At 46.6% G+C, this 24,938-nt stretch carries 22 protein-coding genes; 11 read left to right on the top strand and 11 right to left on the bottom strand.

The window, feature by feature from the left end; genetic code table 11:
• Positions 1–697 precede the first annotated feature (697 nt).
• The 4 genes from ACYX4J_RS13315 to ACYX4J_RS13300 all read left to right on the top strand — a co-directional run bounded on the left by ACYX4J_RS13315 (position 698) and on the right by ACYX4J_RS13300 (position 6,286).
• Positions 698–2,173, top strand: a complete 1,476-nt coding sequence (locus ACYX4J_RS13315; RefSeq protein ID WP_476176804.1) for a lytic polysaccharide monooxygenase — start codon at positions 698–700, stop codon at positions 2,171–2,173.
• Between the two features lie 1,243 nt (positions 2,174–3,416).
• The gene (locus ACYX4J_RS13310) at positions 3,417–3,701 is read left to right on the top strand and encodes a hypothetical protein (RefSeq protein WP_476176803.1); all 285 of its coding nucleotides are present in this window, start codon (positions 3,417–3,419) and stop codon (positions 3,699–3,701) included.
• A gap of 298 nt (positions 3,702–3,999) precedes the next feature.
• On the top strand, positions 4,000–5,622 hold the full coding sequence (locus tag ACYX4J_RS13305; RefSeq protein WP_476176802.1) for a vanadium-dependent haloperoxidase: 1,623 nt from the start codon (positions 4,000–4,002) through the stop codon (positions 5,620–5,622).
• Positions 5,623–5,707: 85 nt separating this feature from the next.
• Positions 5,708–6,286 (top strand): hypothetical protein, encoded by a 579-nt coding sequence (locus ACYX4J_RS13300; RefSeq protein ID WP_445359931.1) that lies wholly within the window; start codon positions 5,708–5,710, stop codon positions 6,284–6,286.
• Positions 6,287–6,571: 285 nt separating this feature from the next.
• On the opposite strand, the gene ACYX4J_RS13295 is transcribed toward ACYX4J_RS13300, so the two are convergent.
• Entirely contained in the window at positions 6,572–8,203 is a 1,632-nt protein-coding gene (locus ACYX4J_RS13295) for a hybrid sensor histidine kinase/response regulator (protein WP_444896735.1), read from the bottom strand.
• A gap of 312 nt (positions 8,204–8,515) precedes the next feature.
• Between ACYX4J_RS13295 and ACYX4J_RS13290 the strand changes: the two genes are divergently transcribed.
• From ACYX4J_RS13290 to ACYX4J_RS13280, 3 genes are all read left to right on the top strand, one after another.
• Positions 8,516–9,928 carry an amidohydrolase gene (locus tag ACYX4J_RS13290; protein WP_476176801.1) on the top strand — a complete coding sequence of 471 codons (1,413 nt, stop codon included), beginning with the start codon at positions 8,516–8,518 and terminating at the stop codon, positions 9,926–9,928.
• Complete coding sequence (locus tag ACYX4J_RS13285) at positions 9,925–11,226, top strand: amidohydrolase family protein (protein ID WP_476176800.1); 1,302 nt, start codon at positions 9,925–9,927, stop codon at positions 11,224–11,226. Before ACYX4J_RS13290 ends, ACYX4J_RS13285 begins: the two co-directional genes overlap by 4 nt.
• 145 nt (positions 11,227–11,371) lie before the next feature.
• Complete coding sequence (locus ACYX4J_RS13280) at positions 11,372–11,767, top strand: MAPEG family protein (RefSeq protein ID WP_413665207.1); 396 nt, start codon at positions 11,372–11,374, stop codon at positions 11,765–11,767.
• Between the two features lie 84 nt (positions 11,768–11,851).
• Here ACYX4J_RS13280 and ACYX4J_RS13275 read toward each other — a convergent pair whose 3' ends face one another.
• The 3 genes from ACYX4J_RS13275 to ACYX4J_RS13265 all read right to left on the bottom strand — a co-directional run bounded on the left by ACYX4J_RS13275 (position 11,852) and on the right by ACYX4J_RS13265 (position 13,678).
• Positions 11,852–12,151 (bottom strand): YebG family protein, encoded by a 300-nt coding sequence (locus ACYX4J_RS13275; protein ID WP_108732704.1) that lies wholly within the window; start codon positions 12,149–12,151, stop codon positions 11,852–11,854.
• 301 nt (positions 12,152–12,452) lie between these two features.
• Positions 12,453–13,070, bottom strand: a complete 618-nt coding sequence (locus tag ACYX4J_RS13270) for a LysE family translocator (protein WP_282933387.1) — start codon at positions 13,068–13,070, stop codon at positions 12,453–12,455.
• On the bottom strand, positions 13,070–13,678 hold the full coding sequence (locus ACYX4J_RS13265) for a DUF924 family protein (protein ID WP_476176799.1): 609 nt from the start codon (positions 13,676–13,678) through the stop codon (positions 13,070–13,072). The genes ACYX4J_RS13270 and ACYX4J_RS13265 overlap by 1 nt, the downstream gene beginning before the upstream one ends.
• 170 nt (positions 13,679–13,848) lie before the next feature.
• Here ACYX4J_RS13265 and ACYX4J_RS13260 point away from each other — a divergent pair, with 170 nt between their 5' ends.
• The 4 genes from ACYX4J_RS13260 (at position 13,849) to ACYX4J_RS13245 (ending at position 15,930) form a co-directional block, all read left to right on the top strand.
• The gene (locus ACYX4J_RS13260; RefSeq protein WP_444916123.1) at positions 13,849–14,139 is read left to right on the top strand and encodes a hypothetical protein; all 291 of its coding nucleotides are present in this window, start codon (positions 13,849–13,851) and stop codon (positions 14,137–14,139) included.
• Between the two features lie 63 nt (positions 14,140–14,202).
• On the top strand, positions 14,203–14,997 hold the full coding sequence (locus ACYX4J_RS13255; RefSeq protein ID WP_476176798.1) for a DUF6249 domain-containing protein: 795 nt from the start codon (positions 14,203–14,205) through the stop codon (positions 14,995–14,997).
• 11 nt (positions 14,998–15,008) lie between these two features.
• Positions 15,009–15,563 (top strand): RNA polymerase sigma factor, encoded by a 555-nt coding sequence (locus ACYX4J_RS13250; RefSeq protein WP_413665211.1) that lies wholly within the window; start codon positions 15,009–15,011, stop codon positions 15,561–15,563.
• On the top strand, positions 15,556–15,930 hold the full coding sequence (locus ACYX4J_RS13245) for a hypothetical protein (protein ID WP_282933382.1): 375 nt from the start codon (positions 15,556–15,558) through the stop codon (positions 15,928–15,930). Before ACYX4J_RS13250 ends, ACYX4J_RS13245 begins: the two co-directional genes overlap by 8 nt.
• Before the next feature lie 139 nt (positions 15,931–16,069).
• Here ACYX4J_RS13245 and ACYX4J_RS13240 read toward each other — a convergent pair whose 3' ends face one another.
• The 7 genes from ACYX4J_RS13240 to ACYX4J_RS13210 form a co-directional block, all read right to left on the bottom strand.
• Entirely contained in the window at positions 16,070–17,056 is a 987-nt protein-coding gene (locus tag ACYX4J_RS13240) for an alpha/beta hydrolase (RefSeq protein WP_476176797.1), read from the bottom strand.
• A 387-nt stretch (positions 17,057–17,443) separates the two neighbouring features.
• Positions 17,444–18,328, bottom strand: a complete 885-nt coding sequence (locus ACYX4J_RS13235; protein WP_476176796.1) for an alpha/beta fold hydrolase — start codon at positions 18,326–18,328, stop codon at positions 17,444–17,446.
• Between the two features lie 205 nt (positions 18,329–18,533).
• Positions 18,534–19,961, bottom strand: a complete 1,428-nt coding sequence (locus ACYX4J_RS13230) for a hypothetical protein (protein WP_445358647.1) — start codon at positions 19,959–19,961, stop codon at positions 18,534–18,536.
• A gap of 176 nt (positions 19,962–20,137) precedes the next feature.
• On the bottom strand, positions 20,138–20,740 hold the full coding sequence (locus ACYX4J_RS13225; RefSeq protein ID WP_444932778.1) for a glutathione S-transferase N-terminal domain-containing protein: 603 nt from the start codon (positions 20,738–20,740) through the stop codon (positions 20,138–20,140).
• Between the two features lie 359 nt (positions 20,741–21,099).
• Positions 21,100–21,375: a hypothetical protein gene (locus ACYX4J_RS13220; RefSeq protein ID WP_445358646.1), complete on the bottom strand. Its 276-nt coding sequence runs from the start codon at positions 21,373–21,375 to the stop codon at positions 21,100–21,102.
• A gap of 543 nt (positions 21,376–21,918) precedes the next feature.
• Entirely contained in the window at positions 21,919–23,013 is a 1,095-nt protein-coding gene (locus ACYX4J_RS13215; RefSeq protein ID WP_476176795.1) for a serine hydrolase domain-containing protein, read from the bottom strand.
• Positions 23,014–23,633: 620 nt separating this feature from the next.
• A complete protein-coding gene (locus tag ACYX4J_RS13210) occupies positions 23,634–24,359 on the bottom strand; it encodes a hypothetical protein (protein ID WP_445358644.1) in 726 nt (241 codons plus the stop codon).
• Positions 24,360–24,938 lie beyond the last annotated feature (579 nt).

The following is a 24,938-nucleotide window of genomic DNA, read 5'->3' as shown; positions in this document are numbered from 1 at the left end:
TTTCCAGTGTAGACAGAGGTGAGCGAATATAGGTCTTTTATCCCAGTGGTAATTTACTAATAGGAATAATTTACTGGTCTGCAGTTGTATTTGTTGCCAGGAAAACACTTGCAGTGACAGTTTAAAAAAAGCGGTGACAGTGATAGTTCTCTGATTTGTAAAGAGGTTTTTTTCTCAGGATGAAATACGTGTTCGTAGGTTGGGGTAGCTGCCAATTTCCGCCCTGCTGGCAACTTTTGCGGGTAGGTAATATCGAGAGATTTATGGTTTTAAGGCAGTCAGGCTTATCTATTTTGAATTGTAATAGGGGGTTGTTCGTGAGAGAGGGGTGTCATCTATTGATAATTAATGAGTATGGGAACTTGTATTAAGTTAAAAATCGTCTGGAAATTTTTCATTCTGTTAAAGGTTTGCCTGTTCTCTATTTTAGGGGTCGTTGTAGTTTTTTCGTCCTTTTTTTTAATTGATTATTTTTCCTTGAAAAAAAATACCCTTTAATATTATTTTTAAGGGAAAATGGTGCGCTGGTAATCTTCTGAGGTTTGTAAATTTATATCAATAATTGTCAGGAACCGTGCTGTTAAGTAGCGGTCCATAATTCTGTCGCCAACATTACACATCGAATATGTGTATTCAGGATAAGGACCTGGTTCAGCTGGGGAAGGAGGTTGGACGAAATTGAATAACAGGCATAGATATGATTTTACGAAAAACCAAACTAGCATCTGCAATTAAACTACCCGTATTAAATAGCGCCCTGATGGCAATAGCACTGGCCGGTATGAGTTCAAATGCACTTAGCCACGGCTATGTAGAGGCCGCTGATGGTGGTGTTGCATCCGCTCGTGGAACCTTGTGTAAATATGCTCTCGATACGGGAGAGATGAATGTTGACTGCGGTGCTGTTCAATGGGAACCGCAAAGTATAGAAGGGAATGAAGGTTTTCCCGAAAGTGGTCCTGCTGATGGGCAGATAGCCAGTGCAGGAGATAGCTCTTGGTCAGAATTAAATGAGCAATCCTCAGATCGCTGGGTTAAGAATTATATTAGCTCCGGTTGGCAAACTTTTAAATGGCGCTTCACAGCCAATCATGTAACCCGGGACTGGAAATATTACATTACCAAAGAAGGTTGGAATCCAAATGCGGTTTTGACCCGCGACCAATTTGATTTAGATCCATTCTGTGAGGTTGATGGCAACTATGAGCAGCCTGCGGTAAATACGACACATGAATGTCAGGTGCCAGAACGTGAAGGTTACCACGTAATTCTTGCAGTTTGGGATGTGGGTGATACGGTTAATGCCTTCTATAATGTTATCGATGTCGAGTTCGACGGTGATAATGTTGTCAATACTGACTGGAGTGTTGCAGGCACTATTAATCCAACTCAAGATTTGAATGTGGGCGATAAAGTTTATACTCGTGTATTTGATAGCTCCGGTGAAAACTCCTCATATTCTACTGTCCTGGAAATTGCTTCAGATGAGCAGGGTATCGCTGAAAACTGGTCTCACGATCTGGCTGAGCTGATTAACCAGGAACAGAGCAGCATCCGCGCCGGTGATTACGATGGAAGCAGTAGTTTTGAGCCTCTATATGGCATCAACAGTATCTACTTGTTAGAAGGTAGCAGTTTAGAGAGTGTTGAAATTGGATACGAGCTTATCCAAGATCAGGATGATGACTCTACCGATGACGACAATAATTCCGGTGACGATAATTCGGATAATAGTGGAGGCAATGGCGACTCTGGAAATTCCGGCAATTCCAGCTGTGAAGCGTTTGTGCAGCAGTATGGTGGTGATCCAGGCTACTCGATTGGCGACGTAGTTGTTTATGACAATGTTGCTTATGAATCTACACATGAGCCAAACTGGTGGTCGCCGAGTGCTGCACCGCAATTCTGGAATGAAACTACCTGCGATGGCTCCGAAAGTGGTTCAGACGATAGCTCTGATAACGGCTCCGATGACAGCTCTGATAGCAATGGTGGAGATGATAGCTCTGCGGTTTCCTGTCCTGAGTTCCAGCAGCCCTACGCCGGTGATAGTGCTTACCAAGTTGGAGATCGGGTAACTTTCAGTGGTCAGGTCTACATTTCAACCTACGGGCCAAACTGGTGGTCCCCATCGGCTGCACCTCAGTATTGGGAAGAGAGTTCCTGCCAATGATGAGTACACTCTGCTTCCTATCTTTTGGTAGTTGATTGAGCTCAGTCCGACCAAAGGGCACAGTTACCTTAGGTCGGACGCATTTGTTAAGCTATCAGGTGTGTTGCTCTTTGCGATACACCAATCTTACTTCCCGCCAGTATTTAGTCCTTTAACTTTCCTGTTGATACATTCAAATGTGAAGGGCTTCTGAATACAGCGCAAAGCGTCACCTGACAATGACTTCCTGAATCTTACTGTCAACTCTGTAACTCTAGAAGGGAATTGCTTTCCCCTCTGGGTCAATACTTTCCAGAACAGTGATCAATTCCTAACTGCCTCTTTGCGGTATCATTCGATCCAGATACGCAAAGTCCACCCTGTTGAACAACTTCCTATAGTCAGATATCGCGCTGTTCGGCACCTGTAATATTAATGGGGCCGTTATTTTTTATTTCAAATCGGGTCTCAGGGTGTGTGCAGATTTTATTAGTGAATTAATTTTTTGGCCTGATAAATTTATTTAATTATGAGGGGCGGAAATTGGCAGGTACAGTTTGAAGTAACTGTATCTTGTTTGCTGCTGAGGTAGGGCATAGTGCCTTTGTGTAAAGATATGATGCCATATAGCTCAGCGGGCTCTCGTGTAGTGTTGTGTTCGTTTTTTGGGTGGTAAAAATGAACCGTTGATTTTGAGGTTTGATTTATTTGAGATACCTTCGACATTATGGTTGATGTAATCAAAAAGGTGCTTATCCGGCAGGTCGTGAAGTTAACGAGGTAAATCGACGTTTCAGTTTGATTGCGGAGGCGCTGTTATTCTAATGGTGGCTCTGGGCGAGCCTCAGTAGGGTGGGGGAGTGTTTTTCCGATCAAAATTGCCTGGGCTGGTGTCAAATTATTTTCCCAAGTCTGAGCATCATTAAAAGGGTCTGTTTATATGTTGAGTCAATAAGGCAGAATCCCTTTTCCTGTGAAGCTCCGGAATTCCTTATTTCTTTAGTGCCTGTTGGTGATTTGATTGTTTTAAGTGTTTAGAAATTTACCTTGTTAGCTGTTTTTTGTTCTATACATTTTTGGTTGCAGATTTCAGCGATTTTATTTTTTGGGGTTTAAGCTTTGAAGGTAATTGTCAGGAACTGTGAAGCCAGGTGGTGGTCTACAACTTTACAATAAATATTATATTTGAGGTTGATCTCGACAGGATAATAACCTGATTAATCTGGGGGAGGAAGTTGGACAAACTCGAATAATAGGCAGAGGTATGATTTCACAAAAAACCAACCTGGCATCTGTATTTAATCAAGTCGCATTAAATCACACGATTATTGCTGTTGTCTCAACTAGAGCCAGATCTAGTGCAACTGACCATGTTTACCTAGAGGCTGGTGATGGAGTTATCACATCTGCAAATGAAGCTCTATGTAAATCTGCTCTCGATCCTGGAGGAATCGATGTTGACTGCGATACAGATCATAGAGAGCCAAAAAGTACTGAGGGCTTCCTCGGAATTGAACTTGGGGATGGGAAAATAGCCAGCGCCCGATAAAAATCTGACTGCTGGAAAAGAAAACCGTTTTAGCATCTACTCATTTTTTGCTATCGACACGAAATGCATTTGGAATTAAGTCGTTGAGGGATTGAAGTGCTAGGGATCACAAGTGTAATAGATGAAGAGACATTCTACTGAAGTCCAGTTTAAGGTCTAGCTGAATCGGTGTATCGACAGGTTGGTACGGCCTCCACAACCCAGTGCGGTCAACAACAGCCAATTTGAAAACAAACTTACGGCCCACTGATAGATTTACTGATTCAGCGCGCCCTTCAATATCAAAGGACGTAATACAATGAACCACATTCTGTTAAAAACATCGGCCTGCTTCCTGGCAGCAGGCTTAATATTGACATCGGGTGCTGTGCAGGCCCAGAAGACGAAGGGTAAGCAGCCTAAGGGACAAACCAGTGCTTATCTAGGAGAAACCAGCAGATCAACTCTTTCCAAAGGTGTACTTGATCGGCTTGAGCGGACATCGGGGAAGTCTGGTGAGCTTAATAGACCTAGAGATCGTGTTGTATTTTGGTTTAACACGATGCTCGACTCATCGGCTATCGATCATACTCCCGACCCTGATACCGGTGAAGTGGATTTCTACCAAGGAGGGCCTACCCGGTCCAGTCGCGCATTCGCCATCGTACAAACTGCTGTGTTTGACGCTCTGAACGCCTTTGACGGTAAATACCAACCTTATAATGATCTCGGTGTGCTCGATACCAGAGATGCATCCAAAGATGCAGCTATCGCTTACGCCGCTTACGAAACCTTGCGCGCACTCTACCCCGATCAGGCAGAGCGATTGCAGGAATTACTGCAATCCGACCTCGACCAGTCAAGAGATAGTGCCGAAAGAATTGCCAAGGGCCAAGTGATCGGCGAAGCCGCCGCTGCGGCCATGCTCGCTGTGCGAAGCAACGATAAGGCCGACCACTTGGAGCCCGCTTATGGTGAGGGCGGCGCTGTTGCGGATGGAGATGACACCTATCACTCTACATCGGTCAACACGGGTGCTACGGTACCGGGAGAATGGCAGCCTGATCCCGTGGATCCAGTTGGCCACGATTCCGTGGCTCTCGGAGCCTATTGGGGCAGTGTGACACCTTTTTCACTAAGTTCAGGTGATCAATTCCGCAGTCCGATTCCGCCTACAATTACGTCTGAGGAATATGCCGAAGCCTATGAGGAAGTGGCGGCCCTCGGCGGGTCCCCAGCCAATACTATTACCCCATCGACATCCACAGCAGAGACACGATTTATCGGAAATTACTGGGGATATGACGGTGTACCGTTATTGGGCATTCCCCCGAGACTATATAACCTTATCGCCCTGCAGGCGGCACTGGATAACAAAGTAGAGAATGAGCTGGATCTGGCCCGGTATTTTGCTTTGATCAATGTGGGGCTGGCGGATTCTGGTATCGCTGCGTGGGACAGTAAATACTATTACAATTACTGGAGACCGGTTACCGGTATTCGCATCGATGACGACAACCCATCGACCTTGCAGGATGAGCAATGGTTGCCGGTAGGGGTGTCCGTCATCAACACCACCATCGCGATTAGGCCAACACCGCCGTTCCCCTCCTACCCATCGGGCCATGCTACCTTCGGTGCTTCCACCTTCGAGATTATGCGCAGTATGTTTGGAGACCAGCCCTTTACTTTTGTATCGGAAGAATACAATGGGGAAGGCTTCGACCCTTTCACGCCGGATACACCGAGGCCTTTGGTACCTGTCCGTTTTGAATCCTATACCGCCGCTCAACAGGAAAATGGCCTCAGCCGCATTTATAACGGAGTGCACTGGGACTTTGACAATATTGCAGGTCAAGTCATGGGCGAGCAGATCGCGCAGAATTTAATGAACAACGTCGAAGCATTTAGCCTGATTAGTAGATCAAGGACTCGCAGGTAAACTATTTTTACGCTATGAGCTAAATTCTCGCTCTCTATCAGGTGCCGCTCCGCAAGGGGCGGCCACACCAAAGGTAACTCACGGTATGAATAGCAAACGATATATTGCAGTGGCAGTGTTCGGAATAATCGCTTTTGGTTTTATAGCTACGCACACATTCAAAGAGCCAGTCGAAAACGAGAAGGTCTGGGTAGGTAAACAGGAGTCGGTACCGGATGTTGAAAGCGTTATCCACCCTGCAAAAACACCCGCTTCAGTGGCACTGGCTAGCAACGACATTAAGGCTGCATTCGAGCGGGATACAGTTATCAAGTTGAACAGTATTGTTCGCCGTTCCCTGGCTACTATTCGTAAGTACGATGCTGAGATAAAGGCCGTTCGAGCAGAGAGTCTTGCGGCGACTCAAGACGGGGTGGATGAGCAGCAAGTGGCATCTGCGAGGGCGAGTCTCGCCAAGCTACAGGAGTGGGACCTGGAAGCATCCATGGCTCTCAAGGATATGAACGCAGCCGTTGAAGAGCTTGAGGCAAGTGGAGAGCACTATAACGCAGCAATTTTAGCGGGCATGGTACGCTTCGTGGAGACTGTGTCCACTGAAATAGGAGACGAGCACACCAAGCTGGCAAGATTGGTGGGGAAGGGGACCGTAGCGGCAAAATTGTGACATACCACTAATAAAGTATCGGCTTCAAAACTATCGAGATTGCACCGAGCAGAAAGGTAATGACATATCGATTGATTTTGGTTTGTGGGAGTCTGCAAACACTAAAATAATGGGAAATTCCACTTGAGCTACTTTTGTGTAGCCTTATCCTGATTACTTTATCACTTCACTTTTTTACAACCGATTATCATAGGGGTCATTCCATTAGCTAACTAATTGGTATCTGAACTCTGTGACGTAGCTGTCAGCTAGGCCGGCTGCGGCGATTTAGATAGAATTTTTTTGTTACCTGGGGAGAGTTATTTTTCCGCTGGCAATCATCTCTTCAATCTTTTTACTGAGATGCTCGAATGTAAATGGTTTCTGGATGCAATCCAGTACCCCGTCAGAAATTACTTCCTGAACTTTACTATCCACGCTGTAACCGGTGGAGAGAATAGCCTTCACTTCGGGGTTAATCCGTTTTAGAAAAGCGAACAATTCTTGCCCATCCATGCCGGGCATAATCATGTCCAGCAGGACCAAATCTACTTCATCACTATATTTTCGGTAGTAAGTTATTGCCTGCTCCGCCGTCGCAAAGGTAACGACGCTATGGCCGTTCATTTCGAACAGGGCTTTAGAGTAGGTGCGGACAATTGCCTCATCGTCGACAACCATAATGCGCAATTTGCGCTCGCGAGCCAGTTTCTTGGCCTGGTAAGTTCTCTTTTTGATTGGAGGCTTGGAAATTGGCAGGTATAGCTTAAAGCTGCTGCCAATTCCCTCACGGCTCTGACACTGTATAGCGCCCTTATGTAAATGAATGGTGCCGTGCACTGCGGCAAGGCCCAGTCCAGCACCACGTCCACTTTCCTTGGTAGTGAAAAATGGTTCAAAGATACGGCGTCGCACTTCGTCAGACATACCAGTGCCATTATCGGTAATCGTTATTAATAGGTACTGGCCTGGCTGGATCTCAAAATCGGCGATAGAAGCCGATTTTTCTATGGTGATGTTGGCAGTGACAAAGCTCAGTGAGCCACCAGAGGGCATAGCATCCTTGGCATTGATTCCGATATTTAGCAAAGCGCTCTTGAGTTGAGCAGGGTCACCCACAATATGTGGACGATTTGCATCTAATTGCTGATCAATCTCGATTCTTCGATCAATAGTGCGAGTTAGCATTGCACAAACATCGCGAATGATTTCGTGGGTATTGCAGCTCTTAAGTTGATAATTTCCCTTGCGGGCAAAAGTGAGTAGCTGTTTGGTCAGCTCTGCGGCATGGCGGGCAGTAGTCAGTATATGGTTGGTATACTCGTTGATTCTGGCATCGGTGGAAATTTGTCGAATAACTTCAGCATAGCCATTGATTCCATGAATCATATTGTTGAAGTCGTGGGCAATACCGCCGGCAAGCTCACCGATAGCTTGCATTTTTTGAGCTTGCCGAAGCTCTTCCTCCAGCAACCGCTGCTTAGTGATATCCGAACCAATACTGAGAATTCCCGCAGGATCTCCCTTCTCATCTGAAATAATTTTATTGGTCCAGGCGATCCATACTCGCTTCCCGCACTTTGTAATATTTTCATTAATATTGTAACGGTGCTCCTCTGGGAACTGGCAAATACGGTCTATCAATTGCCGCAGGTCACGGCCGCTCGTTTCGCTGGCGGGAACAATCGTACCAATTAAATGCCTGCCAATAATCTCGGCTTCGGTATAACCAAATAATTGTTGAGCGTACTCGTTAAAGGATGTGATACGGCCGTGTTGATCGCATCGCATTATGATCGAGTTTGCATGCTCCACCAGCTCCCGGTAGCGCTCCTCACTTTTACGTAAGGCTTCATAGACCTGGGTTGAGTCTCTATCCGAGGTGGTAGCAGTAGATGGTGAAAGGGGAAAAATGGGCATATTACTTTCCTTGATCACCTATTTCTCCTCCTGAGTGCGGCTGCCTGTTTTTCCGCCAGAAATTCCACCATGAAGACGTACAAAAGTATATAGCTGGGGCGGCGTATTTTGACCGTGTAGACATTCTTTGCTGACTGGCTGTTATTTTTAGTTCGTATTGTTATCAAGTGTGCTTTGGTGGTACTGGGGGAACTCTCAGGCTCAGTTATGGCCCCTTGGATTGGGAGATGCATATCTCTAAACAGTCGTTTGTGACAATTTGGATAGTGGCGCTGTCAGCACAAACTGGTAGCATTCACCGCCATATTCAAAACGATTGGATGAATGACTATGCAGCTGCAACCCCGATTTCTCGGGCGCAGTATCGCGGCTCTGTTAAGTGCCTCGCTACTGCTGTCCGCATGCGGTGAGAAGCGTGTTGACAGTGAGCCGAGATCTCTCGACTTCGCTCGTGTGGACGCCTTCCCTTCCACTTATTCTGTAACCCAGTCCCGCCCTGTGTTGATTCAGGGAGCTACCCTGCTAACCGGTACAGGGGAGCAGCAAGAAAATGCGGACCTGTTGTTTGAAAATGGCAAGATCAAGGAGATCGGTAAGGGGTTACTGGCCCCTGAAGGTGCCTTGATTGTCGATGGCAAAGGTAAGTGGGTCACTCCTGGCATTATCGATGTGCATTCTCATCTGGGTGATTATCCGGCTCCGGGGATTGAATCTTCCCAGGATGGCAATGAGATGACCTCGCCAAACACTGCCCAGGTTTGGTCGGAGCACTCTGTCTGGACCCAAGACCCCCAGTTTCCCTTGGCTCTTGCCGGTGGTGTAACAACCCTGCAAATCCTGCCGGGCTCGGCCAACTTGTTTGGCGGCCGCAGTGTCACCCTGAAAAATGTACCCGGCCGCAGTGTTCAGGATATGAAATTCCCCGGTGCTCCCTACGGCTTGAAAATGGCCTGTGGTGAAAACCCCAAGCGGGTTTACGGTGGTAAAGGTAGCTCTCCCTCAACTCGAATGGGTAACGTCGCCGGTTATCGCGATGCTTGGATTAAGGCGAGTGCCTACAAGCAGGAGTGGGCGGATTACGTTGAGAACGGAGGGGATGAGCCCAAGCGCGACCTGCAGATGGAAACTCTGGCGGGCGTACTCAATGGAGATATTCTCGTTCATAATCATTGCTACCGCGGTGAGGAAATGGCGGTAATGATGGACGTTGCCAAGGAGTTTGATTTCAAAATTTCCACTTTCCACCACGCAGTGGAAGCTTACAAGGTTGCTGACCTGCTGGCTGAAAACAATGTTTGTGCGGCAATGTGGGCTGATTGGTGGGGCTTTAAGCATGAGGCCTACGATATGACCGAGGCCAATATCGCCATTGTGGATCAAGCCAAAGCCTGCGCAATGATTCACTCGGACTCCGGTGTTGGCGTACAGCATTTGCACGAGGAGACCGCGAAGGCAATGACTGCAGGACAGCGTGCGGGCTTCGATATTCAGCCAAAGGATGCAGTGGTTTGGATGACCTTGAACCCCGCCAAGGCTCTGGGTATTGCCGATCAAACTGGCAGCCTTGAGAGCGGCAAGATGGCGGATATCGTTGTTTGGTCCGGCAGCCCCTTCAGTGTTTACACCCATGTAGATCAAGTTTTCATCGATGGGGAATTGATGTTCGATCGCGCGGACAAGAAACGTCAGCCACGCACCGATTTCGAGTTGGGTATTCTCGATGCAGAGGGAGAGCGACTGTGAGAAAAGTAGCTGTTTATTGTGCGCTGGCCCTGGGGTTGATGTCAGCCGCTGGCCAGGCAGAGACCATCCTGATCAAGGGTGGCAAGGTACACACCTTGGCGGGGCAGGGCAGCCTGGAGTCCGCAGATATTCTGGTTGTGGATGGCAAGGTCCAGCAGGTAGCCCCCTCACTGGAGGTGAATGCAGATCAGGTAATTGATGCGCGCAACAAGGTGGTGACGCCCGGTGTGATAGCGCCCATTTCTGAACTGGGGTTGGTCGAGATCAGTGCGGCCAGCGCCACCAATGATCACCAGGTGACCGGTGACAGTATCGGTAGTGCCTTCAATCCGGTACCTGCTTACAACCCTAAGTCCACCCTGATCCCATTCAACCGGGCGGGTGGAGTCACCAGTGCCGTTGTTTCACCGGGAATCAGCACTTGGGACAGCGGTGCAATCGATGCTCAGCAGATATTTGCAGGGCAAAGTTTTGCCATCAAGTTGAATGGTGAATTTGATAGCGTCGAAGCAAAGAATGTTGCGCAAAAAGCTTATCTGGGAGAGTCCGGTGGCGAGCTGGCCGGTGGCAGCCGTGCCAACGCTTATGCCAAGGTGGAGAGTGCTCTGCGTGAAGCTCAGGAGTATCGTGATAATCGCGCAGCGATTCACCGTGGAGAGTGGCGAGAGCTGGATTACGATCTGGCAGATCTGCAAGCTCTGCAGCCTGTGATCGATGGCAAGGAGCCTTTGATGGTAACTGCCAACCGGGCCAGTGATATCCTCGCGGTATTAGAACTGGGTGAAGCCTTCAAGGTGAAGCTCATTATAATCGGTGCAGCTGAGGGCTGGATGGTTGCCGATAAACTGGCGCAAGCACAAGTGCCTGTTGTGATCGATGCAATCAACAACATTCCAGCATCATTCTCAAGTTTGGGCGCACGCCTGGATAATGCTGCACTTCTGGCCAAGGCTGGGGTGACGGTAGCTATCAGTGGCCCAGATATGGTGGCTAGCCACAACGTTTACCTCTCGCGCCAATCGGCGGGCAACGCTGTAGCCCATGGTATGCCTTATGAGGAAGCGCTAAAGGCAATCAGTAGCAATGTTGCTGAGATTTTTAACCTTGAGGGCGGTACGTTGGAGAAGGGCGCGGTTGCGGATATTGTGATCTGGAGCGGTGATCCCCTGGAAGTTACCAGCTACGCTGAGCAGATCCTGATTGAGGGTGAGAATCAATCCCTGGTGAATCGCTCAACGCGCCTCAGAGATCGACACCTCAAGCCCGCAAAGGGCCATGAATTTGGTTACAAGCACTAGTATGCAAAGAGCGGGCTTCTAGCCCGCTTTTCTTTTTCCGCCTATTGATCTGAAAGGTCCATTGGCTTGTACAGGATTTGTGTGGCGGAATACTTGCTTTCGGGGATATATTCCCTGGCCAGATTGATAAGAACAAGGAAAAAACATGGCGAATATCACAGCACTCTACACCGGCCTCTGTGCGCTTCTGATTATTTACTTGGCATTCAGGGTAGTCGAGTTTCGTCGCACAAAGAAAGTGGGAATTGGAACCGGAGATGATCGTTTCAATGAGATTAGGGTGCGAGTTCACGCTAATGCGATTGAGTACACTCCGATAGCGTTGCTTCTGTTGCTGGCTGCAGAGTTGGGCGGTTTGCCTGCACTGTGGTTACACCTCTTCGGGGCGCTCTTTTTTATCTCACGGGTATTTCATGCCTATGGACTGACCAAGGGCAAAGGCGGGCTGCACTTTGGGCGCTTCTGGGGAACTTTAATCAGCTGGGTCGTTATCGTTGTGTTAGCGGTCATTAACATTGCTAATGCCGTAATTAATCTTTGAAGTTTATTGGTGAGGCTCAGTATGAGCCCCACGCAAAAAAGCCCGGTAGAACCGGGCAGAGTACAGGGATGAATCTATAAGCGTTTACTGATTGGCGGCGAGCGGAGTTACGCGATCATCTTCGCTCTCCTGCACCATGTTTTCGTCTTCTTCGAGTAGTACTTCAGGCTTCCCTTTACAGGCTTTAGCCAGGGCATCGCGGCGTTTGGCCAACAGCAGGCCGATCTCTTCGCCCACTTGCTCATCAATGCTGTCGATGTGGCGCTCAATCAGCGACGTGATATTAGCTGCGAGCTCCAGCATCTTATCGTGTTCTTCAGCGTCTTTTTTGTTGTCGAACATTGCTCCGTCTCTATCGCATTTCCAAACAGCTACTACGGCCATCGTGTGCCTCCCAATCGTCTATTAGACTGTCCACTTAGTTTGTATGCCGCTACCCTAACTGTATAAATATTCAGTGTCAACGATGCGGTGAAGAAAGGGCTCTATGCGGTCAAAAAACCAGCAGGTGCGATGATTGGTCCGCCATTAAGCGTGAACACTGTCATAATGTGCATACAGCCAGACGCATTCCCCCCGGGGCGACTGGCTGTCTTCACATCATTTAACAGGCCCGCTTGCGGGCCTGTTTTTTATTTGGGTGTGGTGAAACTGAGGTAGTGAAGGTTTCTGCAGGCCTGTGGCTTTAGATGCTAAGGATCAGCCGGGCAGCCAGTCCTATCAGTAAGATCCCGAAAACCTGTTGGATGCGATGGCCAATATGCTTGCTGACCAGCTGGCGTTTACGGCTGGCGTGAACCGCCAGGGCAACGATGCAGTACCAAATTGCATCCACTCCTGAAACCAGCGCCGCCATGCCCAGCTTGGTGCTCAGGGCTTGCTGTTCTGACACAAACTGGCTGAATAGGGCGGTGAAAAATACAGCGATCTTGGGGTTGAAGAAGGCAACACCAAAACCTTGAGCGATAGAGCGCTTCAGGCTCTGGTGAGGAGGTTGTACGGTTGCAGTACTGGTACCCGGTGCGGGCGCACTGAGGGCTTTCCAGCCCAGGTAGACCAGCATTGCTGCACCGGCCCACTGCAGAATGTTAAATAGAAGAGGAGAGCTAGTAATCAGCACCGCCAGGCCAAATGCGGTAAGAATTGCGTATATAGCGACCCCGGCTCCGTGAGCAATAGCACTGGCCAGGCCTTGCTGTAGGCCTGAGGAGGCGCTGCGTAAGACGATAAGAAGACTCGGTCCCGGAGACATAGCGCCGAGGGCACAGATCCCCGCGAGAGATAACCAACTGAGTAAATCCATTATTTAAAGCCGCCCCCTTGAGCCAGCCATTCTTTTTCTGCTTGAGTGGAAGTGCGACCCAAAGCCGCATTGCGGTGAGGGAAGCGCCCAAATCGCTCGATGACCTCTTGATGGGCAAGGGCGTATCGATAATGAGTGTCGAGATAGGGCGAGGCAATTTTGTCTTCTGCGAAGGTTTGCTGCAACTGCCGAAAGTAGTCTACCGAGCGCTGCTGGGTCACGAGGTCTTCGCTGTGCTCTAGCGGCATGCCCAGGAATATCTGCTGGTAGAGCCCAAGATTCGGGGCCTCTCCGCGCTGAATCAGTGACATCGTAATTGCCAGAGCCCGGGAGTCTGCAGCGAATGCCTGGCTGGTGCCCCGGTAAATGTTTCTGGATAATTGGTCACAAACCAGTAGCAAGGCGAGTTCGCCTTCCAAAGTTTGCCGCCAACGGTCCAGCTCTCCACGCTGCGCTGACTCGGTAATAGTTCCAAATCTTGTCTTGATGTCAGCGTCCACTTCCGGAGTAGCGGCAAACCATAAACTCTGCTTCTCTGCAGCAATAGAGTTGCCACGAATATCGGTGCTGCCAAACCAAAAAACCAGGACATCATCAGGGGTTGTCATATCGAAGTTCTCATTCCGTGTTGTGTTCCGAGTTTATCCGATCGTTCCAGCCCAGTGATGACCAGTAGAAGGTGGTTCCAAGTGTTGGCGTAAAAAAAATTATACAGCTGCATCCAAGTGCCCCCCCCGAATCGTCATAGTGGCGTACAAGGGAAAATCGGGAGATCACAATGTTTACTGCGAGATCAACTAAAAAGGTACAATTTTGCGTCGCGCTAACTCTGGTAGTTGCGGCTTTGCAAGTGGGCCAGGTTAATGCCTCTGAGCTGACGCTTTCCCAGGATGGGATTCACCGAGAGCTCACCCAGAAAATTGATCAGCAAGTGCTTAAGAAGCTTGGCGAGTGCACTGATAAGAGTGAAAAGGTTAACCGGCTAGCTCCTGTGCGTATTGCTGAGGAAAAGGAGCCCCGAGGAGGAATGGCTTACCCCTACTCCAAGGCTCGAATGATGGTGATGTAGGTCACCCCCCCCCCCCAATGACGGTTCACACCACTGATAACGAAAATGATTAGAGAGTAAGTAATGAGAGCGAGAAATAAACAATCATTCCAGGCAGTCATCTGCTGTTGGGTCGCCATTGCGGTATCCAGCATAAGTATGGGCAGCTGGGCCCAGGAGGAGGACTCATTTGTTCCAGAGCCCCCGCCGGCGCCAAATGTGGAAGCCCCCGAGTCTGAAACCCGCGTGCGTATATTGCGTGAAGATGGTGTTCTCACGATCAAATCCGAAGGCGAGAATGGCGAGAAAAGTGAAGTGCGGGTTGACTTGGGACAGGACTTTGGCGGCCCTCTAAGTCAGGAAATTATTGAACGGCTGAAGAGTAAGGGCATTCTGGATGTAGACGGAAAGGTTACCGAAGACACTCTGAATAGCGTACCGGACAATGTCAGAATCAGGCTGTCGGAGAGCCGTGACTACCGGGGTGGGCACTGGGATCACCATGATTCACACCACTCTGGAAGTGATGACTCATCGGTAATCCCAATAGTAGCGCTGCTCTGTGTATTTGGTATGCCGGTATTTATTGTCTGGTTGGTAACGCGCAGCAGCTATCGCAAGAAACAACTGGTTATGAGTAATATCAACCAGATGGTTGCTGATGGTCGGGACGTGCCCCCGGAGCTAATTGATCTTTTGGATGAGAGAGAGCCAAATAGCTCCAGTGATCGCGGTATCACTCTGATCGCAATAGGCGCTGCAGTATTCATCTCACTCTCAGCCCTTGCGGGTATTGGAGTAGGCAGTCTCGGCTTGATCCCTCTGTTTATCGGTGTGGCTCGCTATGTGAACTGGAAGCTTGATAACAAGCAGGTGTAGGAAAGGCGAGTATGGACCTCAATGACGAGGAATTAATCAGGCGGGCCGTCAAAGACGGGGACCAGCGGGCTTACGCCCAGCTGGTTCGTCGCTATCAATCTCAGCTGCGATACTCGCTCCGTCAGCTGTGTGATGGTGACCAGGGTCTGGCAGACGATATGGCGCAGGAGGCCTTCATTAAGGCCTATAAGGCGTTGCCGGCGTTCAGGGGGGATGCCCGCTTCAGCACCTGGCTGTACCGTATCGCCTATAATCTCGTCATGAGCCACAAGCGTAAGAATATGCCCGATGTGGATCAGGAGGCGGTGGATAGGGCTCAGGCCGATGAGACTATCGAGGAGTCCCGGCAGTTGGGCATGGCCCGGGATCTCACTGCCGCGATGGATACCCTGAGCGGGCCTCAACGGCAAGCAATCCATCTGTGTATGCACAGGGGCTTTTCTCATGAGGAGGCGGCAAGTATTATGAAATTGCCGCTTGGTACGGTAAAATCCCATGTCAATCGTGCTCGGGCCAAGCTGCGTAGCTTGCTACAGCCCTGGCGTGAGGAGGTGGTAAATGGTTAACTTTGAACAGCGCAACACGAAAGGTAACGCCTTGAGTGAAATGGCATTAGAGGGCAACGACCGGGAGTTTGACGCCTGGCTGAGTGAACAGCTCCAGTTCAATGAGCCCCATTTGGATAACGATGGTTTTTGTGACCGCGTGATGGCCGCGCTCCCTGCGCAGCCTAAACGCTCAAAGCGTCGTTCCAGTTACTCTCAGTACATCGCGGTAGCAGCTGCCTTAGGGATTATTGCCTGGCAGTTCCCTTTCAGTGAGGTAGTTGCCGAGATGGCCAAGCAATCCATTAGCTTGTATAGCTTGGTAGGTGTTGGACTTTTATCTTCTTTAGCGGTAATGACCGGTGGCATTTTCGCCGCACGCCGCTAACGAGAGCCTGCCTTTATGGAAGCCCGTGCCTAAATCATGATAGGGCGGGCAGCTTCCTTTTTTACTTTGCAAACTTTCCGATAAGTTTTAGTGGACTCGCTTCACATTAAGAGTGTGTCTGGCCTTCGAGTAGATTTTGTCAGCCTTTGCAGCGAGCGTGCTCTTCAGCCTGGTTGCACATCTCTTTCAATATGGTTTTCCCCGCCTCTTCATAGCCATTGTTCAGCAGATATTCTGCTGTCTCAACTGTGGCATCGATCCCGCTCGAAACTTCTTTGATGGTATATGCGATATGGAGTTTTAATTCGCTAGCTGCGTTTTCAGAGTCGGAAATGGCATGGTGGGCCATCAAGCGCTGCAGGGTATTGGTGGGAATAACTACTTTGAAGCCAAATTTATCTGATAAATTACGGTAGTGATTTGTCAGTCCATCAAACCCACTTACTTTAAGTTCGTAAGTAGGCTCCCACCCTTTAAAGGTGTGTTGAAGGGCAAATTGCATAGAGTGATGTTTAGTCGTTCTGTGGGATTGCTCTGGGAATTTCTGGAAGGTAAAGGTTGCGCCCGGTACATTTGCGAGAGCTTGGCTCAATTCGTCAAATGGGACTTGCATATGATTCCCCTCGTTAGCGATGGTCACGGTCAGCGGGGAAAGCTCTTTGAGTTGTTTAGGTGCTAAATTGGAAACTCGCCCGGTTATATATTTATCCTCTAATGACGGGCTAAAAGCAAAGTACTGTGAAAATGGTGCTTTGTCGTTTAGCCAGTAGTCCAGTACGAAGCGGCCAGAGTTGGAGTGCCCAGACAAAATACTAAAATCTGCGGCTCGATAGTTTTTATTGACATAGGGCACAACTTCGTTCGCTAGGAACTGAGAAAATGCTGTCGATTTACCTTGATCCGGGCGCAACTCCTTGCCCATTCCCTCTACACCAATCACGATAAAATTGGGCACTTGGCCTTCAAGTAAATCGATAGTAGACAAAGTAGAAAGCATGTCCCACTGAGCATGTAATACGTAAAGCACAGGATTTTCTTTGTCATTATCCTTATATTGTTCGGGAAGTTTCACCAAGAAAATCTGATTTGATTTCCGTCTTTTGTGCGAGAATAAAATCTGAAGCATTTGCTATCAGCGAACAAACACTTATCAAGGCTAAAAATAGAACTCTCATTTTCCACTCTCCATGTAGGTATTATTTTAGGGTGTAGCACTAAAGTTCGGGTTAAATTAACCAGCTAAAACTGGCTGAAGAAAGCTGATTTTGCCTAATTGTCAGGTATTTTCAGTAGAGGGTACTCGTGTCGACGTGCGTCGATGTTTGTGTCGGAAGAAGTTAACAATTTATTGTTATATGACTTAAATCTATTTATTGACCCTTTAGATGTCAAGTGCCTTGGCTGGGAGATATGCCTTGTTGAGCGGGGGTAAGTTGATGAAATAGGGCCTGCAGACTTAAAGCTTAGGGCAGGCTGAAGTCAGTCTGCCCTAAGTTTAACAAAATAGTGAATGCTATTTAGTTTCTATATTCTCCAGAAATTGATCGACCACTGCATTGAATTCATCGGGCCTCTCCCAAAACATCATATGCTTTCCCATATAAGCGGTAGTGGCGGAAGGGGTATTAGCTTTGATCCATTTTTCAGCCACTTCCTTAGCTTCATTTCGTACCACATATAGCATGGGAATCTTCCCTTCAAGGCCGATAAGGTCTTTGCTGTAGTCGAGGTAAAAACCAGTAGCGTTGGTAATTGCGGCGACGCTGCTAGAGGTTTGATTGGCGATATTAGACACCCAGGCAATATTTTCTGCAGTGGGATTTTCAAGCATCCATTTGACGAACTCTGCAATCACATTTTCGCGATCCTCAATAACCCCCTCAGTGAATGAGCGCGAGTATCCGTCTGAATCATCATTCAGATACCAGACCCACTCGTCCCGGCTGGCCCCAGAAATATCCGGGCCAGTGTCGATCATAATCATAGCTTTTATCTTGTCAGTGCCGAACTGGTTGAGATAGGCCAGTTGCTCGGTCACTCCATAGGACCAACCCGCGAGAATCACGCTATCAAGCCCCAGCTTGTCAATCAGTGCAGCTAAGTCTCGAGCGTGTTGCTGATAAGTATGGCCCTCAACAGGCTTGGATGACATGCCCTGGCCACGGGGATCATAAGCTAGCGCGCGATACTGGGTGGAGTCCTTGAAATGGGCAAGTTGATGCTCGAAAACCTTTGTAGACATCATCCAGCCGGGAATAAAGATGATTGTCGTATCGCCATTACCCGCTTGTTCGTAGTGGATAGTGAGAGAGTTGTCGATCTTGATTCTCTCTGCTGCCACATAAGTAGAAAAAATAGACAGGATGCTAAATATAATTACCAGATGAAGAGTCTTCATGACGCAAATTAACCCAATAAAATTTCTATAACGTTTTCAGAGGAGGTTTGTAGGCGAAGGGGCTTCGGCTACCAATATTCGCTTATGCCCACATTGTACCGTGGAATTACTGCTATTAGTTGTTGCTGCAATATTGCCGGCCATATAAGCTGCACAAACGTCCGTTTTATAGGGTTGATTGCTTAAAGCCAAAGCAGGTGGGAGCTTACGGTAGTTGGTTATTATTTTTCCCGTTTGGATTGTTATAAAAATCTATATTGGGTGTGATTGCTCGGTATTTATCCAGAATTATCATAATGAAGAATAAAGGAATAAGTAACAGTACTGAGAAGTGTAGTGCAATGAATTTGGTCTCCTCTTGTATGGGCGTGGAGGAAAATATAATTACTTCGATAATAAGTAAGAAAATAAATAAAAAACATTTATTTAATTCTGATATTGAGTCAAATATTTTGGGACCCAATATCCAATACTTCCAGGATTTGTGCGCAATAGCATCTAGTAAGTAATAGAGACCGCAGGTAAAGCTAACCAATGTTGTAAGCAGTAGTTCAAATACCCAGGCGGGAGGCTTGCCTGGAGCGGGAGGCCAAGCATTCGTAACTCCAAATTCTGTAAAAGAGAGGATGGCAAAGAGACCGGTCGTCAGCAGTACAACTGGAAATCGAAACACTAAAATTACCATACAGATTGCAGCAAAGGTCTCGAATATTCTCTGGATTGGCATAAATATCTCGGCGTGATCTGCTACCCAGGCCAAGGCTCCCCGATACCAATACGGTGTATTCCCGTATTCGACATAGGAGTTAATGAGACCTCGGTACCCTTCTACAGTAAACCAATTTAATAGCCCATCCTCAAAAACCTGAAAGACTAACATTACCCCGATGGTGAGGGTAAAAAGATCAATCCATCGCCCTACTATCGGAGTCGAATCCTGTTTGGGGGGAGTATTTCGATACTTGTCTAAATACTTTGAAGCTATTGATAAAATGGCAATGGTAGTGCTGGATAGGGCGCTTACAGTGAATACGTAATCGCCACCATTGCGTGACATAACAAAGACCCCAAATAAGAGAGCTGATGCTATAACAATCGAACAGCTCCAGGTTAATAGGCTTACTCTCGGCGCTATCACCGCACCTAAAAGCCGAGAACGAAAATTGTATTGAGAGTCTTTGTGGAGCTTGTAAATACTAACTGCCAGGATTAAGGCAAATAACGCAGGTGACAAAAACTCGAAGTACCAGCTGTTTTCTCCCATGTAGGTCAACCCCCACAGCAAGATAAAGCCGAAAAACATCAGTGTCGCGCCCAAAACAATAAAAAGACGTAATATCAAGAGGGTTCCAGCAAGTAATAGTGCCAGGTGGAGCGTATAGGTCACAAAAACTGAGTGGGGGATAAGGTAGCTGGCCAGTGATTTGACAAGTGCAGGTGTGCCCTTAATCTGTACAAGCTGATGTAATGAACTTGCGAAGACATCCGGCGCCATTTGCCCATTAAAATAGCGCATAATAACTAACTGGATACAGGCTGCGCCCAAGAAGAGGCTGATAATGGCTAGCCAAGTAGTTTGATGTGTGGCGCTTCTTGCTTGCTCAGTACTTAAGTGTAGGCTGGATATAAGCATGTATCTTATCCGAGGCCCTTTAAGATTGATTGCCTTATTAGTGATTATGGCAAATTAGGTAAATAACTTACAAATTTTCGCCGTGTTGATGCTGTAGTAACTACAAGGCTGGCTACAGCCAACCTTGTAATCGATGAGTTGATAAGAAAGTTCTAAAGCGACATTTGGTGACAGCTTTAATTAGGGTTTCTCCACTCTGCAGCCAGGTCAATTGCTTGCTGCAAGATTGGCCATTCCAACAGACTTTGCTGGTATTTGGTAGCTCTCTCGCTTAATGAGATATTATAAACATATAGTCTATAAGCAAGTATTGCGTAAAATGCGTCTACAGCCCCAGCAGAGCCGAACATGAAGGGCAGTTTTGCTTTCGAGAAAATATCTTCAATCCTTTTTAACTCAGCCTGAATTCCAGGGTTCATATCCGGGGAGGAGTTGCTTTTATCTAAAGTGAAAGGGCAGTTGCTTCTTAAGGCGATGAAACCGGAGTGAAGTTCAGCACATAGGCTTCTTGATTGTGCTCGCTCAATATTTGATGAAGGGTACAAGATGCCTTTGGAGAGCTCATTAAAATACTCAGCGATTGCCAGTGAATCATGAATGTAAGTATCTTCAAGCAACAATACAGGTACAAGTCCAGCTTGGGAATATTTAAGTACCTCGTTTTTGTAGTTAGGGCTGGAGAGGTCTATGGCTTTGATCTCAATGTCAAGGCCTGCGATTTGGGCGCATATCCAGACTCTTAAGGACCAGGTGGAATCAGTGCCTGTGATTAATTTCAAAACATGTACTCCTTTTTGGTGTTGCTGAAGAAAGTGGCAGGGTATTCAAGAGTATCCGAGAAGCTATATGTTACCTCCCTTCGCGATATTTAGAATAGAGTATACAGAATCTAGTGTTTAAATATTATACCGAGACTTTCATGCTGACTGAAAATTTAAGGGTGAATTTAGAGGTAGCATTAATTAGTCAGATAGCTTTTTCAGTAGTTCAATAATATTAGGTTTTTCATCTGTTTTTCTCATAAAATACTGAAGGTATACCTTGTTTAAGTTTGGACCTCTCAGCAGAAAGATAAATTCTTCGCCTAATGATGACTCTTGAATATTGCCGAGTTGATAGTGCCACATTTCCCAAAGTTCTACGTAAAAATCCGGGGGGCATGATCAAGGTTGCTTTTAATTACACCATTTGGCATCAATTTAACATGGAGTCTAATCTTATTTCCTGCGAAAGGACTGGTTCTCTCATCTGGGTTGAAGGTGATTTCTCCGCTTGAGGTGGTCATGTCTACCTTTTGAACCAGAACCTGCAGAACGTGATCGGTGCTTTCTAGAAGCTGTTCTAGTGTTGCAGGCTCTATAGATGTTCCATTTGCATAGCTAGAAAATAGTAGAAAGAAAATCAGCTTTTTCATGAGTATTATCTATTTTTGTAGGTTATACCAGGCGCAATATTGATTGCCTAGGGTAGAGCTTTTTAATAGCTGTTTTCGTCAGTAATGTTAGTATTTTTGTCTGGTTTCGATGGTTTTTCTATTCTAGTCAGAATATAGAGAGTCAATTCACAGGCCGCTACTTACTTGTGCCTTATTACTCAGCGGTAGTTCAATAATGGCCAATCACACCATTGTTTACAAGGACGTATCTCTATATTTTGGTGTTAAATCCTTTTTGAATCGAATTTCGGTGTTTGCTAAATTTAAGCTGGTCCACTAGTTGTTAATAGGGTCTTACTATGTGTCCGTATGGGTTGATAATTATTCTGGCTTATTCTATTTAAGGATCTGAGGTGTGGTTTTTTTAAAATTAATTTTCAGAATTGTTTATTTTAATATATTTAAAGGTGGGCGACTTTCTTTAATGCGGCTGCTATTTTTCACAAAATATGGACGTCTATAGGAGGAGAGAGTGAGAAACTGCTGCGGACCTGAATAATCAAGCCCGCTTGCTCCAATGGATCACTCAAATGGTTTCAAACGTTTTGTAAGGTGCTTGCGGATATCTTTCATCGACTTTTCCGCAGTCTTGTGCCCTGCATTTATAGCAATTAGAAAAATTGTGTCACGCTTGGGCATGATGCGCACATCAGTAAACCAATATCCATTACTGCCAGTATGCGCAAGAAGTGATAACTCAGAGTCGTACACTGCGCCCCACCCGAGAGCGTAATTGCCTGTCACCGGTGAATGTAACTTACGATAGGTTTCAGTCTTTAGCAATTTACCGCGACCATGTACGCCATTGAGTTGATCTTCTAAAAAAAGAGTCCAATCCTGGAGTGATATATTGATAGTTCCTGCGGGACCCATTACTTGTGGGTTATCACTATTTTTGTCGGCAGGATCTAGCGGGGTGAGCTTGCCCAGCCAGGATTTTTTATGGCCACGTGGTTGATCTAATGTGGTCGAAGAGCCGGGAGCTGCAAAACCCGCATTCTTGATACCAAGTGGAGCAAAGATCTGCTCCTTGATGAGATCTTCCCAGGTCTTGTCTGTTCGAGCTTCGGCGATAGCCCCAGCGATGATAAAGCCGAGATTGGAATATTCAGCTGAGCCAGCCTCGGAGTTGGGAGGTATAGTGAGGTAATGGCGTGCTACTGCCATGCGTTGCGCTCGAATACTGTGTTCCGGCTCGATTACTTTCATTAATGTAGGAAGCTCATACCAGCTGGATAAAGGGGGTAGGCCGGCAGTGTGACTGAGCAATTGTGTGATCGTAATATTACGGTAAGCGGGGTCTATATCTTTTGCAAAAGAGGGAAATGAGTTAGCTAGTGTATCCTCAAATTGTAATATACCCTGCTCGACTAAGCGCGCTACCATTGTTGCTGTAATCGCTTTGGTGTTAGAACCTATGTGCCAGCGATCATTGATAGTTACTATTTCATTATGGCCCTGTGCGCGAACTCCGTCTACCGCCATAGCAGCGATTTCGCCATCGATTTGAACTAGTACACCGACTGCTGGAAGGTTGTTGCTATCTCGGGCATTAGTAAGTATTTGTTCGAGAAACTCTTGTAACGAATCGTCGGCATGTGCAATAAAGGGTGACATTAGAAGCGTGACTGCCAGGAGAATTCTTGGTAGAGTTTTATTATATCCTATATGCATTTTAATAAGCCCGAATGATTTTATAAAGCAAGTGCTGGATCTGTGTTTATACAGATATTTTATGTCGATTGGTATACTCTGAGGCTTCGATGCAATGAAGGGTTTCGGTACATTGTTGCCAAATGGTTGTTTTAAATATTGTTCGTAATGATTTTCAGGTAAGTGCTAGAGAAGGGTGTTTTGTGAGGTCTTTCTGCTCGAAGAATTATAGGCTATAACAGCCACCTGATAATCGTATTGATCTGGGCATCCTTTGTTCAATTTCAAGTCAACTTTGATATCCCTTAGTAATGATCTTTCCTTACTTTAGGGTGTTGACTGGAATATATGCTAACAGTATTTTCTCAATAATCTTTCTTTTGGAGTTTGATTCTTTAGTATATGCGACCTAGGAAGGCTATATTTATTATCTATTAGAAATGGCGCCATTATGAGAGAAGCCCGTCAGCAATTTGTGTAGGTGGTGATTGCTGACGGAAAATGAAAGTTTGGATTATGGCTGAGTTTATCATCTGGGATCAGATGCATGTTAAACATTACAAAAGCAAGAGCTTTTGGGATTTCTAGATAGCAAGATTTCGAGCTCGAAAAATTCTGTCGCGAGGAACAAACTGAATGTGTAGGTCTCGAGAAACATTCGGTGCACTGATATGGGAATAATCTCCGGTAGCTGTAAATTTATACATTTGTAAGTTCCGTCCGGCAATATACCTTCCCAATCCCCAGTACCCCTGATAGTTAATGGCTTGATCATCGGGGATTTGGTTTGAAAGAGCGCTTATAGTACGAGCAACACGTCGGCCTCCAATCATGTTTCTTCCCATTCTTAACCCTGTGACATGCGCAGAACCTATAGGGATTATTCCTCCTGGGCGTCCGCCTATGTTAAAGTGGTGAATAATTCTTCTTGCTATTCCCTTTTGACGTTTTTCTGAAGATTTCCACTCTCCATTTCCTCTCCATGAATCCACACAGGCTATATCCCAACTTTTCCGAGAAGCTATATTGATTAATAGCGCTGATGTTTCAGTGTCAGTTACGCCACCCGCGAAATAGTCTTTTATCCTATTGGGGTAAGCGGAGAGAGTTCCTGCAGCTTTTATTTCATGCGGTGCTTCGACGAACAATGAGTGAGGCTGATCGCTATTATCAGCTATCGCTTCAGCTGCAAAGGAGAAACCGTGAGGTACATCATTATGCGGCTCTTGGACAATCACTAGCCCTCCGGCTTGCAATGTGGCGCGAACACGAGCCTTTGCGTCTTGCAGGGTTATATTGTTTACTGGCATTTTATATCTCCATCTTACTATAGGACGACTGGTTTAGCGTCGAATGTGCTCGGTGTATTTCTCGTCGAGTAGAACCTTTTTATTTGGCTTGGACACAACTGCAAAAGCAGGAGTTATCATATTTCAGTTTTTGTAATGCATGTATTGCTAATCAAGTTACTCTTCATGAAAGTTGGGTTCAAGAAATAAATGCAACACCTTTCCAAATTTTGTCTTAGTTTGTGAGTTATTTCTTTCGGGGTGTTTATTGCTCTGGGGTTTGTATCCTTTGTGAGGTAGGTTCCCTTTTAATATCCTGTAGTGTGGTTTTTATTAATATTGGCAATTTTAGAGATGGTCGTATCGAGTATGATTTCTAGGGTAGATTTTTTGGTCTTTTAAATCGGTTCTTCTGTGATAGATATTTTTGGCTAATTGTGTTTTTTCTGGTTTTCTATTGGTTCTTTTTTATAGGGATAGCTTTTGTGGAAAAAAGTAATCTATAGTAGAAAATCTTCTACATGTGTAAAGAATGAAGGGGCAGTGTGACCACATTACCTAATACTGCATCCCCTTACGGCACTCCGAGCTAAAAAGTTT

This window comes from Microbulbifer sp. ABM4_008, assembly GCF_056311705.1.
This window is presented reverse-complemented; position numbering and strand designations above follow the sequence as displayed.

What these genes read in the sequence shown, in the direction of transcription:
- ACYX4J_RS13255 (WP_476176798.1), top strand. Translation starts at nt 14,203, where the DNA reads ATGAGAGCGAGAAATAAACAATCATTCCAGGCAGTCATCTGCTGTTGG.
- ACYX4J_RS13265 (WP_476176799.1), bottom strand. Translation starts at nt 13,678, where the DNA reads ATGACAACCCCTGATGATGTCCTGGTTTTTTGGTTTGGCAGCACCGAT.
- ACYX4J_RS13235 (WP_476176796.1), bottom strand. Translation starts at nt 18,328, where the DNA reads ATGAAGACTCTTCATCTGGTAATTATATTTAGCATCCTGTCTATTTTT.
- ACYX4J_RS13260 (WP_444916123.1), top strand. Translation starts at nt 13,849, where the DNA reads ATGTTTACTGCGAGATCAACTAAAAAGGTACAATTTTGCGTCGCGCTA.
- ACYX4J_RS13315 (WP_476176804.1), top strand. Translation starts at nt 698, where the DNA reads ATGATTTTACGAAAAACCAAACTAGCATCTGCAATTAAACTACCCGTA.
- ACYX4J_RS13300 (WP_445359931.1), top strand. Translation starts at nt 5,708, where the DNA reads ATGAATAGCAAACGATATATTGCAGTGGCAGTGTTCGGAATAATCGCT.
- ACYX4J_RS13305 (WP_476176802.1), top strand. Translation starts at nt 4,000, where the DNA reads ATGAACCACATTCTGTTAAAAACATCGGCCTGCTTCCTGGCAGCAGGC.
- ACYX4J_RS13280 (WP_413665207.1), top strand. Translation starts at nt 11,372, where the DNA reads ATGGCGAATATCACAGCACTCTACACCGGCCTCTGTGCGCTTCTGATT.
- ACYX4J_RS13250 (WP_413665211.1), top strand. Translation starts at nt 15,009, where the DNA reads ATGGACCTCAATGACGAGGAATTAATCAGGCGGGCCGTCAAAGACGGG.
- ACYX4J_RS13215 (WP_476176795.1), bottom strand. Translation starts at nt 23,013, where the DNA reads ATGTCACCCTTTATTGCACATGCCGACGATTCGTTACAAGAGTTTCTC.
- ACYX4J_RS13230 (WP_445358647.1), bottom strand. Translation starts at nt 19,961, where the DNA reads ATGCTTATATCCAGCCTACACTTAAGTACTGAGCAAGCAAGAAGCGCC.
- ACYX4J_RS13275 (WP_108732704.1), bottom strand. Translation starts at nt 12,151, where the DNA reads ATGGCCGTAGTAGCTGTTTGGAAATGCGATAGAGACGGAGCAATGTTC.
- ACYX4J_RS13240 (WP_476176797.1), bottom strand. Translation starts at nt 17,056, where the DNA reads ATGCTTCAGATTTTATTCTCGCACAAAAGACGGAAATCAAATCAGATT.
- ACYX4J_RS13245 (WP_282933382.1), top strand. Translation starts at nt 15,556, where the DNA reads ATGGTTAACTTTGAACAGCGCAACACGAAAGGTAACGCCTTGAGTGAA.
- ACYX4J_RS13210 (WP_445358644.1), bottom strand. Translation starts at nt 24,359, where the DNA reads ATGCCAGTAAACAATATAACCCTGCAAGACGCAAAGGCTCGTGTTCGC.
- ACYX4J_RS13290 (WP_476176801.1), top strand. Translation starts at nt 8,516, where the DNA reads ATGCAGCTGCAACCCCGATTTCTCGGGCGCAGTATCGCGGCTCTGTTA.
- ACYX4J_RS13310 (WP_476176803.1), top strand. Translation starts at nt 3,417, where the DNA reads ATGATTTCACAAAAAACCAACCTGGCATCTGTATTTAATCAAGTCGCA.
- ACYX4J_RS13220 (WP_445358646.1), bottom strand. Translation starts at nt 21,375, where the DNA reads ATGAAAAAGCTGATTTTCTTTCTACTATTTTCTAGCTATGCAAATGGA.
- ACYX4J_RS13270 (WP_282933387.1), bottom strand. Translation starts at nt 13,070, where the DNA reads ATGGATTTACTCAGTTGGTTATCTCTCGCGGGGATCTGTGCCCTCGGC.